The sequence below is a fragment of the Streptomyces sp. NPDC045431 genome, from assembly GCF_040646655.1.
Taxonomy (GTDB): Bacteria; Actinomycetota; Actinomycetes; order Streptomycetales; family Streptomycetaceae; genus Streptomyces.
Map to the genome: position 1 here is coordinate 50,510 of NZ_JBEZAQ010000022.1, position 13,988 is coordinate 64,497.

Consider the following 13,988-nt stretch of genomic DNA (forward strand, 5'->3'; position numbering starts at 1 on the left):
CCTCAGCCCGCCTTTCCCGTACGCGTACGCGCCCAGGGGGTGAGCAGCCGCTGCGCGCCGAGCAGCAGCAGGTCCGCCACGACCGCCAGCAGCACGCACAGCACCGACGCCGTGAGCACCTGCGCCTTGAAGTAGCTCTTCAGCCCGCCCGTGATGAGCGTGCCGAGCCCGCCGTAGTCGACGAGGGCGCCGACCGTCGTCAGGGCGATGGTGGACACCGTCGCCATCCGTACGCCCGCCATCACGGCCGGGAGCGCCAGCGGCAGTTCGACCTCCCACAGCAGGCGCCCACGCCCGTACCCCATGCCGCGGGCCGCCTCGCGCGTCTCGTCGGGCACGGCCGCGAGCCCGGCCAGGATGTTGCGTACCAGGATCGTGAGCGAGTAGAGCACCAGGCCCGTCACCACGAGGGCTGCCGACAGCCCGAAGAGCGGCAGCAGCAGCGAGAACATCGCCAGCGACGGGATCGTGTAGAGCACGGTCGTCAGCCCGAGCACCGGTCCCGCCCACCGCGGCCGGGCGCGCACCAGCAGCGCCAGCGGGAACGCCACGGCCAACCCGATCAGCACCGACACGACGGTGATCCACACGTGCTGGACGGTCGCGTCGGTCAGCTCCTGGGCGCGGGAGCGGACGTACTCCGCGCAGATCCAGTCGTTGGCCGCCAAGCAGCTCGACGCCGCACTCACCCGCTCACCCCCGTTCGCCAGTTCGACCCGCCAACGACCCTAACCCCCGCCACCGACAATCACCCCGCACCGCCACACCACGGCACCATGGCCTTCACACCGCACCGGCCACAATGGGGGAACCATGATCCGATTCGAGCGTGTGACGAAGCGGTACCCCGACGGCACGACCGCCGTCGACGACCTGTCGTTCGAGGTGGCCGAGGGCGAACTGGTCACGCTCGTCGGCCCGTCCGGCTGCGGCAAGACCACCACGATGAAGATGGTCAACCGGCTCATCGAGCCGACCGGGGGCCGCATCCTCGTCGACGGCCAGGACATCTCCGCCGTCGACCCCGTCCGGCTGCGCCGCCGGATCGGCTACGTCATCCAGCAGGTGGGCCTCTTCCCGCACAAGACGGTGCTGGAGAACACCGCGACCGTGCCCCACCTCCTCGGCACCCGGCGCGACCGGGCCCGCGCCCGCGCCGCCGAACTGCTCGACCTCGTGGGGCTCGACCCGGCCACGTACGGCGACCGCTACCCCGACCAGCTCTCCGGCGGCCAGCGCCAGCGCGTCGGCGTGGCCCGCGCCCTGGCCGCCGACCCGCCGGTGCTGCTGATGGACGAGCCGTTCGGGGCGGTCGACCCGGTGGTGCGGGAGCGGCTGCAGAGCGAGTTCCTCAAGCTCCAGTCGCAGATGCGCAAGACGGTCCTGTTCGTCACGCACGACATCGAGGAGGCCGTCCGGCTCGGCGACCGCATCGCCGTCTACGGGCACGGCAGGATCGAGCAGCTGGACACCCCGGCCACCGTGCTCGGCGCCCCCGCCACGCCGTACGTCGCCGACTTCGTCGGCGCGGACCGGGGCCTCAAGCGGCTCTCCGTCACCCCGATCGAGCCGGGCGACCTCGAACAGCCGCCGGTGGTCCACCTGGACGACCCGCTCCCCCGCACGCTCGACTCCCGCTGGGCCGTCGTCCTGGACCACGAGGACAACCTGCACGGCTGGATCTCCGCCGACGTCGCCGCGCGCGGCAAGGGGTTGGTACGCGACCACGCGCGCCGCATGGAGGCGTGGCTGCCCGTCGGCGCCTCGCTCAAGCAGGCGTTCGCCACGATGCTCCAGCACGACGCGGGCTGGATCGCGGTCATCGACCGCGAGGAGCGGGGCCGCTTCCTCGGCGTGCTGACCCCGGCCCGGCTGCACGAGGCGCTGCGCCGCTCGACGGCCGCGGACGCGCGCGACGTCCCCCGTACGGACGTGGACGTGGAGACGGTCAGCTAGCGCTCAGCCGGCCGCTCAGCCACACCAGGGCGGGCGGGATCTCGCGGTTCCAGGTGGTGAAGTTGTGCCCGCCGCTGTCGAGGGTGATCGACGACACGCGTGCGGGCGCCTTCACCTTGGCGATGAACGCGCGCGTGCCCTTGAGGTTCCCCTCGCCCTGCTTCGACGTGGTCACCAGGAAGGACGAGCGCCCCTGCGGCAGGTGGTCCAGGCTCCACAGCAGGTCGGCGCGGTCGCGCAGCCGCCGGTCTCCCTTGAAGAGGTCGCCGGTCGTGACGTCCTCGGCGGCCTTGTAGTACGCGGAGAGGCCGGCCCCGGCCGCGTACCGCTCGGGGTGGTGCAGGGCGATCTTCAGGGCGCAGTAGCCGCCGGTCGAGTTGCCGATGAAGCCCCAGTTCCGCGGCTGCGTGCCCACGCGGTACGCGCCCGACACCGCCGTCGGGAGGTCCTCGGCGAAGAAGGTCTCGGTCTGCGGGCCGCCGGGGATGTCGACGCACTCGGTGTCCCGGGGCGGTGCCACGGTCGGCCGCAGCATCACCAGCACCATCGGCCGCATCTTCCCGCTCTTGACCTGCTCGTACGCCGTACGCGGGTACTTCAGGCCCTTGAGGAGGTTCTCGGCGGTGCCCGGGTAGCCGGTCAGGACGACCGCCGCGGGGAAGGTCCTGTCCGCGTACGCCGGCTGGAAGTACTCCGGCGGCAGGTACACGTACGCCGGGCTGGTGATCCCCGACTTCTCCCCGGCGACGAGGACCTTCTGGACCTGCCCTGCCGCCGCGGGGCGCCCGCCGCCCGGCACGCCTTCCGGCTTCAGCTCGGCGACCACCTTGACGGACTTGCCGGCCTTGCCGCCCGCCGAGTGGTCGACGACCACGCCCATCTGCTGCTCCTGGCCGAAGAGGTCGGCCCAGGACCCGTAGAAGAGGAAGTAGTTGTTGGCGGCCAGGCCGACCGACGCGAAGAGCGCCAGCTGGGTCGCGAGCAGCAGGCCGACCCTGCCGAGCACCGGGCGCAGGCCCCGGCGCGACAGCCGGGGCCACAGCCACACCGTGGCGGCGAACAGCCCCACGGCGACCACCGCGGCCAGCGCCAGAACCTTGTTGCTGGTCAGACCCATGAGTCGTTCTGGTCCTCTTCGTCGAGAATTTCCCGGAGATGAATGAACCCGCCTCCCCCGGCTGCCGTCCTAGAGAGCGCACGTCTCCGGCCGACCGATTCTGCGGCCGAAAGGAACACTGGAATCTCTCGCGGAGCTACGGGAAACGATGTCTGTCACGAAAGATGGGGATAAGTCGGGATCGGTTCCGAGCCGGGTGCGCCGTGTCCTGCGCGGACCACGCGCCGAGAAGGTTCCCTCCCTGGTGGGCACGGCCTGTACGGCCATCGGCCTGATCGACATCGCCGCCGGGGTCTTCCCCCGCTTCCGGGCCAGCCGCATGCACGCCATCGCCGAGGTGCTCCCCGGCACCCTGGGCCCGCTGTCGGCGGCGCTCTCCCTCAGCGCCGGTGTGCTGCTCCTGCTGCTCGCGCACGGCCTCAAGCGGCACAAGCGCCGCGCCTGGCGCGCCGCGGTGGTCCTGCTGCCGGTCGGCGCGGTGGCCCAGTTCGTCTACCGCCACTCCGTCATCGGCGGCCTGCTCTCGCTCGTCCTGCTGGCGCTGCTGCTGCGCCACCGCAGCGAGTTCGCGGCCCTGCCCGACCCGCGCAGCCGCTGGAAGGCGCTGGCCAACTTCGTCCTGATGGGCGCCGGTTCCATCGCGCTGGGCCTGGTCATCGTCAGCGCCCACCCCGGGAAGGTCGTCGGCAGCCCGAGTCTGAGCGACCGCCTGGAGCACGTCCTGTACGGCCTGCTCGGCGTGGAGGGCCCCGTCGGCTACCGCGGCGGCGTGGACTGGACGGTCGGCTACTCGCTCGGCGCGCTCGGCCTGCTCACCGCCATCACCACCATCTACCTGGCCTTCCGCCCCGAGCACCCGGTCGCCCGGCTCACCGAGGACGACGAGGCCCGGCTGCGCGCACTGCTGGAGCGGCACGGCGGGCGGGACTCGCTCGGCCACTTCGCGCTCCGCCGCGACAAGGGCGTCGTCTTCTCGCCCAGCGGCAAGGCGGCCGTCTGCTACCGGGTCGTCTCCGGCGTGATGCTCGCCAGCGGCGACCCGATCGGCGACGTCGAGGCCTGGCCCGGCGCCATCGAGCGGTTCATGGACGAGGCCAAGGCCCACTCCTGGACCCCGGCCGTGATGGGCTGCTCCGAGACGGGCGGCGAGGTCTGGACCCGCGAGACCGGCCTGGACGCGCTGGAGCTCGGGGACGAGGCGGTGGTGGACGTCGCGGATTTCTCCCTCACCGGGCGCGCCATGCGCAACGTGCGCCAGATGGTCAAGCGCATCGAGCGCAACGGCTACACGACCCGGGTCCGGCGCGCCCGTGACCTGACGGAAGGCGAGCTGGAGCACATACGGCACGCCGCGGCCGACTGGCGCGGCACCGACACCGAGCGCGGCTTCTCCATGGCCCTGGGCCGGATCGGCGACCCGGCGGACGGCGAGGCGGTGATCGCCACCGCCCACAAGGACGACGACGACTCGGCCGGCTCCCCGTACGGCGACCTGAAGGCGATCATCCACTTCGTGCCGTGGGGCACGGACGGCATGTCGCTGGAGCTGATGCGCCGCGACCGGTCCGCCGACCCCGGCATGAACGAGCTGCTGATCGTCGCCGCCCTCCAGGCCGCGCCCACGCTGGGCGTCAAGCGGGTCTCGCTGAACTTCGCCATGTTCCGCTCCGCCCTCGCGCGCGGCGAGAAGCTCGGCGCCGGCCCGGTGCTGCGGGTGTGGCGGGGGCTGCTGGTGTTCCTCTCCCGCTGGTTCCAGATCGAGTCGCTGTACAAGTTCAACGCGAAGTTCCGGCCCCGCTGGGAGCCCCGCTTCGTGGTGTACCGCAACACGCGCGACCTGCCGCGCATCGGTTTCGCCGCGATGCAGGCCGAGGGCTTCGTGAACCTCGCCCTCCCCCGGCCCTTCCGCCGCCGCACCGCCGCCGCCGCGCCCCGCCCCTGCGCGCACCTGCCCCGCCCCGGCGCGGAACACGAGGTCCGCGCCGCCTGAGCCGCAGCGGGCCCGGCCTGATCGACAAGACACCCCCTAGGCTGGACGCATGAGTACGTTGCGCGCGCGTGGCACGGCCCGGGGCCTGCCGGAGTGGGACCGCTGTGCGGTCATGGGGGTCGTCAATGTGACGCCCGACTCCTTCTCCGACGGCGGCCGCTGGTTCGACACCACGGCCGCCATCAAGCACGGCCTGGAGCTGGTCGCCCAGGGCGCCGACCTGGTGGACGTGGGGGGTGAGTCCACGCGCCCCGGCGCCACGCGCGTCGACGAGGACGAGGAGCTGCGGCGGGTCGTCCCCGTCGTACGCGGCCTGGCGGCCGAGGGGGTGACGGTCTCCGTCGACACCATGCGCGCCTCCGTGGCACGCCGGGCGGTCGAGGCGGGCGCCGTCCTGGTCAACGACGTCAGCGGCGGCCTCGCCGACCCCGAGATGGTGCCGTCCGTGGCCGCCGCCGAGGTGGCGTTCGTCGTCATGCACTGGCGCGGCTTCAGCGACACCATGAACAGCCTCGCCGTCTACGACGACGTGGTCGCCGAGGTCCTCGCCGAGCTCCGCGCGCGCCTGGAGGCGGTCGTCGAGGCCGGTATCGCACCGGAGCGGATCATCGTCGACCCGGGCCTGGGCTTCGCCAAGCAGGCGCCGCACGACCTCGCCCTCGTCGCCCACCTGGCCGACCTGCGCACCCTGGGCCGCCCGCTGCTGGTGGCCGCCTCGCGCAAACGGTTCCTCGGCCACATCCTGGCCGCCGAGGGCGCGCCGCCGCCCCCGGCGCGCGAGCGGGACGCGGCCACCGCCGCCGTCTCGGCCATCGCCGCGCACGAGGGCGCCTGGGCGGTACGCGTCCACGACGTACGGGCGACCGCGGACGCGGTGCGGGTCGCCCGCGCCGTCGAGGGAGCCCTGTGAGCGACGCGCGCACCAACGACACGGAAGCGGTCGAACTGGCCAACACCGCCTTCTACGAGGCGATGGAGCGCGGCGACTTCGAGACCATCTCCGACCTGTGGCTCGACGAGGCGTACGGCGGGATCTCCTGCGTGCACCCGGGCTGGCCGGTCCTTTCCGGCCGCGGCGAGGTGCTCCGCTCGTACGCGCTGATCATGGCGAACACCGAGTACATCCAGTTCTTCCTGACCGATGTGAAGGTGTCCGTGGCCGGCGAGACGGCCCTGGTGACCTGCACCGAGAACATCCTCAGCGGCGGCCCCGCCGAGGACGGCGCCGAGCTGGGTCCGCTCGTCGGCCAGCTGGTCGTCGCGACGAACGTCTTCCGCCGCACCCCCGACGGGTGGCGGATCTGGGCGCACCACGGTTCGCCCGTTCTGGCCGAATCCGGCGACGAGGACGACGACGAGAACGGCTCCTGAGTGGGTAGGCGGGCACAAGCGAGGCCCGTGGGCGGGCGCTGTCGGTGGTCGCAGGTAGATTCGAGTGGTGGCAACGCGCGTCGACCGCACCCGGCCGTGTGCCCGCCCGACCAACGACAGCAGGAGTGATTCGCGTGGATCGTGTCGCGCTGCGCGGCCTCAAGGCCCGTGGGCACCATGGCGTCTTCCCCCGGGAGCGCGAGGAGGGCCAGACCTTCATCGTCGACCTGGTGCTGGGCCTCGACACCCGCCCCGCGGCGGCCGACGACGACCTGGCGAAGACCGTGCACTACGGCATCGTGGCGGAGGAGGTCGTGGACGTCGTGCAGGGGGAGCCGGTGGACCTGATCGAGACCCTCGCCGAGCGCATCGCCCAGCAGTGCCTGAAGCACGGCGGGGTCCAGGAGGTCGAGGTGACCGTGCACAAGCCGGACGCCCCGATCACCGTCCCGTTCGACGACGTCACCATCACCATCACACGGAGGCGCGCATGAAGAGCACGCAGAGCGACCCGACGGTACAGCCGGTGCCCGCCTCCGTGGTGGAGCAGGTCGACGCCGCGGACATCACGCTCTCCAACCCCAAGCGGGCCGTGATCGCCCTCGGCTCCAACCTCGGCAACCGCCTGGAGACCCTGCAGGGCGCCATCGACGCTCTGGAGGACACACCGGGCGTCCGGGTCAAGGCGGTCTCGCCCGTGTACGAGACGGAGCCGTGGGGCGTCGACCCCGGCTCCCAGCCGTCGTACTTCAACGCGGTCGTCATGCTGAAGACCACGCTGCCCCCGGCGTCCCTGCTGGAGCGGGCGCACGCCGTGGAGGAGGCCTTCCACCGGGTCCGCGAGGAGCGCTGGGGCGCCCGGACCCTCGACGTCGACATCGTGGCGTACGCGGACGTCGTCTCCGACGACCCGGTCCTGACCCTGCCGCACCCCCGCGCCCACGAGCGCGCCTTCGTGCTGGCTCCGTGGCACGACGTCGACCCGGAGGCCCAGCTGCCCGGCGCCGGCGCGGTCGCCGACCTGCTGACGGCCGTCGGCAGGGAGGGCGTCCTCGCCCGGGCGGACCTGGAACTGCGGCTGCCGGAGTAGTCGTTGATCAGGACGCAGACCGTACGGCGCCGACCACGGCCACCACGTAAGGACACCCGGTGAAGCAACTGCGGCTCAAGGTACTGGCCGGACTCTTCGCCGTCGCCGGCATCCTCTCCTGGGGCGGCGCCCGGCTGTGGGAGTCGTTCGGCACCCTGCCGAGCGTCCCGCTCGCCGCGCCGATCGTCCTCGCCGCGATCGCCGTCGTCCTGCTGGCGACGGCCCTCTCGCTCCGCTCCCGCCTGCGCGCCCAGCGCGAGCGCCGGCCGGGGGCGAAGGGCGTCGAGCCGCTGATGGCGGCCCGCGCGGTGGTGTTCGGCCAGGCCAGTGCCCTGGTCACCGCCCTGGTCAGCGGCATGTACGGCGGGGCGGGCGTCTTCCTGCTCGGCTCCCTCGACGTCCCGGCCCGCCGCGACCAGGCGATCTACGCCGGCTTCTCGGTGGCGGCGGGTATCGCGGTGATCGCGGCGGCGATGTTCCTGGAGCGGGTGTGCAGGCTGCCGGAGGACGACGACGAGGTCCCGTCCCCGGGCTGAGCCACCCGGCCGCCGGGGTGCCGCGCTACAGCAGCGTGCCGCCCGCGACCTCCGTCTCGGCGAGGATCCCCGACAGCCGGTCCAGCACGTCGGAGGGGAGCTCGACGCGCGCCGCGGCGAGGTTCTCCTCGATGTGGGCGGGAGTGCGGCTGCCCGGGATCGGCACCACGTGCCGGTCCTGGGCCAGCAGCCAGGCCAGGGCCAGCTGCGCCGGGGTGAGGTCCAGCTCGGCGGCGATGCCCCGGACGGGCGCGAAGCGGTCGTTGTTGGCCTGGTGGTTCGCGGCGCTGAAGCGCGGCATCTGCTGCCGGAAGTCGCCTTCCTTCACCTCGCCGACCGTGCCGGTGAGGAACCCCGCGCCGAGCGGGGACCAGGCCACCAGGCCCACGCCGAGCTCGTGGGCGGCGGCGAGCAGCTCGGGGTCGACCGGGCGCCACATGGACCACTCGGTCTGGACGGCGGCCACCGGGTGTACGGCGTGCGCGGCGCGCAGCTGCTCGGCGGTGACGTTCGACAGGCCGAGGTGGCGGACCAGCCCCGCCTGGATCAGGTCCGCGACCGCGCCGACGGTGTCCTCCAGCGGCACCTGCGGGTCGGGGAAGTGCGGGTAGTAGAGGTCGATCCGGTCGGTGCCGAGCTCCCGCAGGCTCGCCTCGGCGTAGCCCCGTACGTGCTTGGGGTCGGCGTTGACGGCCAGCTCACCGAAGGCGAAGCCGACCGGGAAGGTGTGCGGCTCGACGCCCTCGGGCAGCCGGAAGCCGAACTTGGTGGCGAGGGCGACCTCGTCGCGCCGCCGGCGCAGCGCCTTGCCTATGAGCCGCTCGTTGTGGCCGTCGGCGCCGTACCCGTCGGAGGTGTCGATGAGCGTGGCGCCCGCGTCGACGGCGGCGAGCAGCGCCCGCTCACCACGCTCGTCGTCGATCTCGCCGTACACACCCGGGGACAGCACCATCGCGCCGAAGCCGAGGGCGGACACCTCCAGCCCGCCGAGCGAGCGCGTGGGCAACGGCGTCGACTGCTCGTTCGTGATCGTCATGCGGAGAGTCTTCACGGCACGACGGACCGCGTCCACCATCTGTCCGGCATGAAAGATGGCTGAAAACAAGGGAGTTGACCACCCCGGCGACTAACCCGGTGACCCCTCCGACGTCTACTCAGGCGCCTACTCCGGTGCCTAGTCCGCCATGATGAGGCTCATCGCCTCCGCGCGCGTCGCCACATCACGCAGCTGGCCGCGCACCGCCGAGGTGATCGTCTTCGCGCCGGGCTTGCGGATGCCGCGCATCGACATGCACATGTGCTCGCACTCGATGACGACGATGACGCCCCGGGGCTCCAGGATCTTCATCAGCGAGTCGGCGATCTGCGTGGTGAGGCGCTCCTGCACCTGCGGCCGGCGGGCGTAGACGTCCACGAGCCGGGCCAGCTTGGACAGGCCCGTTATCTTGCCGCTGGCGGACGGGATGTACCCGACGTGGGCGACGCCCCGGAAGGGCACCAGGTGGTGCTCGCAGCAGGACGTGACCTCGATGTCCTTCACCAGGATCATCTCGTCGTGACCGAGGTCGAAGGTGGTCGTCAGGACGTCCTCGGGCTCCTGCCACAGCCCCGCGAATATCTCCTTGTACGCGCGTGCCACCCGGGCGGGGGTCTCCCGCAGGCCTTCGCGGTCCGGGTCCTCGCCGACCGCGATGAGGAGTTCGCGTACGGCGTTCTCGGCGCGCTTCTCGTCGAACACGCCGATCGTGCCCTCGCCGTCCAGAGTCACCGGGTCGGTCATGTGTGCCTCGTTCCGTATTGCCTGAGTACGCGCGTATGTGAAAAGCCGCGCCCCCACAGGCTAGAACCTGGGGGGCGCGGCTTTCATTCCGGGGCTTCCGGGCGCTTCCCGGCCGTACCGGGGCTTACGCCTCGGGGCGGTCCTCCGTGACCGGCTCCGCCGCCGGGGCGGTGGTGGTGTCGGAAGGGCCGGAGCCGTTCGTCCCGGCCGTACCCGCCGCACCGTTGGTCAGCGCCAGCTCCTTCGGCGACAGCACCGGCGGCCGCGTCGACGGCGTACGCCGCGAGGAGCCGGTCCACGCCGGGCGGGCCGGGCGCTTGACGATCGGGGCGAAGATCTCGGCGATCTCCTCCTTGCCGAGCGTCTCCTTCTCCAGCAGCCGCAGGACGAGGTTGTCGAGGACGTCACGGTTCTCGACGAGGATCTCCCACGCCTCGTTGTGCGCGGTCTCGATGAGCTTCTTGACCTCTTCGTCGACGAGCGCGGCGACCTCTTCCGAGTAGTCGCGCTGGTGCGCCATCTCGCGGCCCAGGAAGGGCTCGCTGTTGTCGCCGCCGAACTTGATCGCGCCGAGCCGCTCGGTCATGCCGTACTGCGTGACCATGGCCCGCGCGGTCGCGGTCGCCTTCTCGATGTCGTTGGCCGCGCCCGTGGTCGGGTCGTGGAAGACCAGCTCCTCGGCCGCACGCCCGCCCAGCATGTAGGCCAGCTGGTCGAGCATCTCGTTGCGCGTGGTGGAGTACTTGTCCTCGTCCGGCAGGACCATGGTGTAGCCCAGGGCCCGGCCACGGGACAGGATGGTGATCTTGTGGACCGGGTCGGAGTTCGGACAGGCCGCCGCGACCAGGGCGTGACCGCCCTCGTGGTACGCGGTGATCTTCTTCTCCTTGTCCGACATGATCCGGGTCCGCTTCTGCGGGCCCGCGACCACCCGGTCGATCGCCTCGTCCAGCATGTGGTTGTCGATCAGCTTCTTGTCCGAGCGTGCGGTCAGCAGCGCCGCCTCGTTCAGGACGTTGGACAGATCGGCACCGGTGAAGCCGGGCGTACGACGGGCCACGGCGGCCAGATCGACGTCCGGGGCGACCGGCTTGCCCTTCTGGTGGACCTTGAGGATCTCCAGGCGGCCCTGCATGTCCGGGCGGTCGACGGCGATCTGCCGGTCGAAGCGGCCCGGGCGCAGCAGCGCCGGGTCGAGGATGTCCGGCCGGTTGGTGGCGGCGATCAGGATGACGCCGCCCTTCACGTCGAAGCCGTCCATCTCGACGAGCAGCTGGTTGAGGGTCTGCTCGCGCTCGTCGTGACCGCCGCCGAGGCCCGCGCCGCGGTGCCGGCCGACGGCGTCGATCTCGTCGACGAAGACGATCGCCGGGGCGTTCGCCTTGGCCTGCTCGAAGAGGTCGCGCACACGCGAGGCACCGACACCGACGAACATCTCGACGAAGTCGGAACCGGAGATCGAGTAGAACGGCACGCCGGCCTCGCCCGCGACGGCGCGCGCGAGGAGCGTCTTGCCCGTACCGGGCGGGCCGTACAGCAGCACACCCTTGGGGATCTTGGCGCCGACGGCCTGGAACTTCGCCGGCTCCTGGAGGAACTCCTTGATCTCCTGGAGCTCCTCGACGGCCTCGTCGGACCCCGCCACGTCGGCGAAGGTCGTCTTCGGGGTGTCCTTGGTGATCAGCTTGGCCTTGGACTTCCCGAAGTTCATGACCCGGGAGCCGCCGCCCTGCATCTGATTCATCAGGAACAGGAAGACCACGACGATCAGCACGAAGGGCAGCAGCGAGAGCAGCACCGAGACGAACGGCGACTGCTTCGACGGCGAGACCGTGTAGCTCTTCTCGATCTCACCCGCCGCGAACTTCTTCTGCAGCGTGGCGGCCAGGTCGGAGCCCTGCGTGCCGATGTAGCTCGCCTGGACCTTGTCGGAATTGTCGACCTTGAAGCCGTCCTTCAGGTCGATCTTGATCATCTGCTCGTCGCCGGTGGTGAGCTTGGCCTGCTCGACCTGGTTCTTGTCGATGGCCTGGACGACCTTGCCGGTGTCCACCGTCTTGTAGCCGCCCGACGAGCCGACGACCTGCATCAACACGACCACGGCGAGGACGGCCAGCACGATCCACATGACCGGCCCACGGAAGTATCGCTTCACGTCCATCCATACGGAGCGATGACGCCCCGTCCCTCCTGCCCGTAGGTAAATGCTGCTATGAGAAAAGACTGTTCTTCGGACGGTACCCCAGCATTGTCACCCGCGACCGCCTTCCCATGCTCCAACGGCGGGAAGGAGGCCGGGGTTCCCGTACGGCGCCGGGACCTCACGCACTAGCCGCCGTAGACGTGCGGCGCCAGCGTCCCGACGAAGGGGAGGTTGCGGTACTTCTCCGCGTAATCCAGGCCGTATCCGACGACGAACTCGTTGGGAATGTCGAATCCGATCCACTTCACGTCGATCGCGACCTTCGCCGCCTCGGGCTTGCGCAGCAGGGTGCAGACCTCCAGGGAGGCCGGCTCGCGCGAGCCGAGGTTGGACAGCAGCCACGACAGGGTCAGGCCGGAGTCGATGATGTCCTCGACGATCAGGACGTGCTTGCCCTTGATGTCGGTGTCCAGGTCCTTGAGGATCCGGACCACGCCGGAGGACTGGGTGCCCGCCCCGTACGAGGAGACGGCCATCCAGTCCATCGTGACGGGGGTGGACAGCGCGCGCGCCAGGTCCGCCATCACCATCACGGCGCCCTTGAGGACGCCGACGATGAGCAGGTCCTTGCCCGCGTACTCAGCGTCGATCTTCGCGGCCAGCTCGGCCAGCTTCGCGTCGATCTCTTCCTTGGTGATGAGCACCGACTGGAGGTCGGCGCCCATGTCTTTCTCGTTCACCCGGGTCACTTTCGTTGCAGCCTGCGTCAGCCTTGCCGAATGACCAGTCTGCCACCCTGCCGGCGTGCCTCGACGCGGCCGGGCAGATTGATGGCCCCCTGACCGCGCCAGCTGGTGATCAGCCGGTCGAGTTCCTCGATGTGGCGGGCGAAGAGGGAGCCCGCCGGGGCGCCCTCGGCGATGGCGGCGCGGCGCAGTACGCGGCGGCGGACGGCGGCAGGCAGCGCGTACAGCCGGGCGCAGACCAGCTGGCCGGTCTCGTCCCGTACGGACGCCTCGACGTCGGCGGCCCAGGTGTCGAGCGCGTCGGCGTCGTCCCGGCAGAGCTGGGCCGTACGGGCGAGGGCCTCGACGACGCCCTTGCCGAGCGACTTCTCCAGGGCGGGCAGCCCCTCGTGGCGCAGCCGCGACCGGGTGTAGGCCGGGTCGGCGTTCATGGGGTCGTCCCAGACGGGCAGCGACTGCACCATGCAGGCCTTGCGGGCCGTCTGGCGGTCGAGCTGGAGGAAGGGGCGGCGGTAGCGGCCCTCGGCGCCCGAGACGGCGGCCATCCCGGACAGCGAACGGATGCCGGAACCGCGGGCGAGGCCGAGCAGCACCGTCTCGGCCTGGTCGTCGCGGGTGTGCCCGAGCAGCACGGCGGCGGCGCCCAGCCGCTCGGCGGCCTCGTCCAGCGCGGCGTACCGGGCGTCGCGGGCCGCGGCCTCGGGGCCGCCGTCGCGGCCGACGGTGACGGTGACGGCCTCGACCGGTTCCAGTCCCATGGCGGTGAGGCGGGCGGCGACCTCGGCGGCGCGCAGGCCGGAACCGTCCTGGAGGCCGTGGTCGACGGTGATGCCACCGGCACGGACGGGCAGCTTGCGGGCCTCGAAGGCGAGGGCGGAGGCGAGCGCCATGGAGTCGGCGCCGCCGGAGCAGGCGACCAGCACGAGCGGCGTCGGCGGCTCGACGCGGGGAGCGCCCTGGGGTGCGCTCGGTGCGGTCGGCGCGCCCGATGCGGTCGTGCTGAGCTCGGGGGCGGTGTGCTGCGCGGTGTGCTCGGTGAGAACGTCGTGGAGAACGCGGCGGACCGCCAGGCGTATCGCCGCGACCGCAGGATGGGGACCCATGTCCGGTGCCCTTCGTGTGAAGTTTGGGGGGTGCCTCGGTCGGAGTCTTAACGGTCGGACCGGAGGGTTCGGTCACTCACGGTGCATCGATCGTGACAGAACCCGGCCGATACCCGAGCATCGCACGCCTACCCACCGCCCACGGTCCCTCGGATG

The 13,988-nt window shown here is 71.6% G+C and carries 14 protein-coding genes; 7 read left to right on the forward strand and 7 right to left on the reverse strand.

What is annotated here, in order from left to right; genetic code table 11:
- Positions 1-2: 2 nt before the first annotated feature.
- Positions 3-689, reverse strand: coding sequence for an ABC transporter permease (locus tag AB0A69_RS30055; protein ID WP_361428566.1), 687 nt, complete (start codon positions 687-689; stop codon positions 3-5).
- Between the two features lie 124 nt (positions 690-813).
- Between AB0A69_RS30055 and AB0A69_RS30060 the strand changes: the two genes are divergently transcribed.
- Positions 814-1,956 (forward strand): betaine/proline/choline family ABC transporter ATP-binding protein, encoded by a 1,143-nt coding sequence (locus AB0A69_RS30060; protein ID WP_361428568.1) that lies wholly within the window; start codon positions 814-816, stop codon positions 1,954-1,956.
- Here AB0A69_RS30060 and AB0A69_RS30065 read toward each other — a convergent pair.
- Positions 1,949-3,073: an alpha/beta hydrolase-fold protein gene (locus AB0A69_RS30065; RefSeq protein WP_361428570.1), complete on the reverse strand. Its 1,125-nt coding sequence runs from the start codon at positions 3,071-3,073 to the stop codon at positions 1,949-1,951. The genes AB0A69_RS30060 and AB0A69_RS30065 overlap by 8 nt on opposite strands.
- 148 nt (positions 3,074-3,221) lie before the next feature.
- Here AB0A69_RS30065 and AB0A69_RS30070 point away from each other — a divergent pair, with 148 nt between their 5' ends.
- From AB0A69_RS30070 to AB0A69_RS30095, 6 genes are all read left to right on the forward strand, one after another.
- Positions 3,222-5,063 carry a phosphatidylglycerol lysyltransferase domain-containing protein gene (locus AB0A69_RS30070; RefSeq protein ID WP_361428572.1) on the forward strand — a complete coding sequence of 614 codons (1,842 nt, stop codon included), beginning with the start codon at positions 3,222-3,224 and terminating at the stop codon, positions 5,061-5,063.
- A 49-nt stretch (positions 5,064-5,112) separates the two neighbouring features.
- Entirely contained in the window at positions 5,113-5,973 is an 861-nt protein-coding gene (folP, locus tag AB0A69_RS30075; RefSeq protein WP_361428574.1) for a dihydropteroate synthase, read from the forward strand.
- Positions 5,970-6,434, forward strand: coding sequence for a nuclear transport factor 2 family protein (locus AB0A69_RS30080; RefSeq protein ID WP_361428576.1), 465 nt, complete (start codon positions 5,970-5,972; stop codon positions 6,432-6,434). The genes folP and AB0A69_RS30080 overlap by 4 nt, the downstream gene beginning before the upstream one ends.
- Before the next feature lie 134 nt (positions 6,435-6,568).
- Entirely contained in the window at positions 6,569-6,928 is a 360-nt protein-coding gene (gene folB / locus AB0A69_RS30085) for a dihydroneopterin aldolase (protein ID WP_355363069.1), read from the forward strand.
- Positions 6,925-7,524: a 2-amino-4-hydroxy-6-hydroxymethyldihydropteridine diphosphokinase gene (gene folK, locus AB0A69_RS30090; protein ID WP_361428579.1), complete on the forward strand. Its 600-nt coding sequence runs from the start codon at positions 6,925-6,927 to the stop codon at positions 7,522-7,524. The genes folB and folK overlap by 4 nt, the downstream gene beginning before the upstream one ends.
- Before the next feature lie 59 nt (positions 7,525-7,583).
- Positions 7,584-8,060, forward strand: coding sequence for a DUF3180 domain-containing protein (locus AB0A69_RS30095; protein ID WP_361428581.1), 477 nt, complete (start codon positions 7,584-7,586; stop codon positions 8,058-8,060).
- A 25-nt stretch (positions 8,061-8,085) separates the two neighbouring features.
- Here AB0A69_RS30095 and AB0A69_RS30100 read toward each other — a convergent pair whose 3' ends face one another.
- The 5 genes from AB0A69_RS30100 to tilS form a co-directional block, all read right to left on the reverse strand.
- Positions 8,086-9,096: an aldo/keto reductase gene (locus tag AB0A69_RS30100; RefSeq protein WP_361428583.1), complete on the reverse strand. Its 1,011-nt coding sequence runs from the start codon at positions 9,094-9,096 to the stop codon at positions 8,086-8,088.
- 138 nt (positions 9,097-9,234) lie between these two features.
- On the reverse strand, positions 9,235-9,840 hold the full coding sequence (folE, locus tag AB0A69_RS30105) for a GTP cyclohydrolase I FolE (protein WP_361428585.1): 606 nt from the start codon (positions 9,838-9,840) through the stop codon (positions 9,235-9,237).
- A gap of 124 nt (positions 9,841-9,964) precedes the next feature.
- A complete protein-coding gene (gene ftsH, locus AB0A69_RS30110) occupies positions 9,965-12,001 on the reverse strand; it encodes an ATP-dependent zinc metalloprotease FtsH (protein ID WP_361428587.1) in 2,037 nt (678 codons plus the stop codon).
- Between the two features lie 167 nt (positions 12,002-12,168).
- Positions 12,169-12,708: a hypoxanthine phosphoribosyltransferase gene (gene hpt / locus AB0A69_RS30115; RefSeq protein ID WP_031077393.1), complete on the reverse strand. Its 540-nt coding sequence runs from the start codon at positions 12,706-12,708 to the stop codon at positions 12,169-12,171.
- A 41-nt stretch (positions 12,709-12,749) separates the two neighbouring features.
- Positions 12,750-13,832 (reverse strand): tRNA lysidine(34) synthetase TilS, encoded by a 1,083-nt coding sequence (tilS, locus tag AB0A69_RS30120; protein WP_361428588.1) that lies wholly within the window; start codon positions 13,830-13,832, stop codon positions 12,750-12,752.
- Positions 13,833-13,988 lie beyond the last annotated feature (156 nt).

What these genes read in the sequence shown, in the direction of transcription:
- hpt (WP_031077393.1), bottom strand. Translation starts at nt 12,708, where the DNA reads ATGGGCGCCGACCTCCAGTCGGTGCTCATCACCAAGGAAGAGATCGAC.
- AB0A69_RS30070 (WP_361428572.1), top strand. Translation starts at nt 3,222, where the DNA reads ATGTCTGTCACGAAAGATGGGGATAAGTCGGGATCGGTTCCGAGCCGG.
- folE (WP_361428585.1), bottom strand. Translation starts at nt 9,840, where the DNA reads ATGACCGACCCGGTGACTCTGGACGGCGAGGGCACGATCGGCGTGTTC.
- AB0A69_RS30100 (WP_361428583.1), bottom strand. Translation starts at nt 9,096, where the DNA reads ATGACGATCACGAACGAGCAGTCGACGCCGTTGCCCACGCGCTCGCTC.
- AB0A69_RS30060 (WP_361428568.1), top strand. Translation starts at nt 814, where the DNA reads ATGATCCGATTCGAGCGTGTGACGAAGCGGTACCCCGACGGCACGACC.
- ftsH (WP_361428587.1), bottom strand. Translation starts at nt 12,001, where the DNA reads ATGGACGTGAAGCGATACTTCCGTGGGCCGGTCATGTGGATCGTGCTG.
- AB0A69_RS30065 (WP_361428570.1), bottom strand. Translation starts at nt 3,073, where the DNA reads ATGGGTCTGACCAGCAACAAGGTTCTGGCGCTGGCCGCGGTGGTCGCC.
- folP (WP_361428574.1), top strand. Translation starts at nt 5,113, where the DNA reads ATGAGTACGTTGCGCGCGCGTGGCACGGCCCGGGGCCTGCCGGAGTGG.
- folK (WP_361428579.1), top strand. Translation starts at nt 6,925, where the DNA reads ATGAAGAGCACGCAGAGCGACCCGACGGTACAGCCGGTGCCCGCCTCC.
- tilS (WP_361428588.1), bottom strand. Translation starts at nt 13,832, where the DNA reads ATGGGTCCCCATCCTGCGGTCGCGGCGATACGCCTGGCGGTCCGCCGC.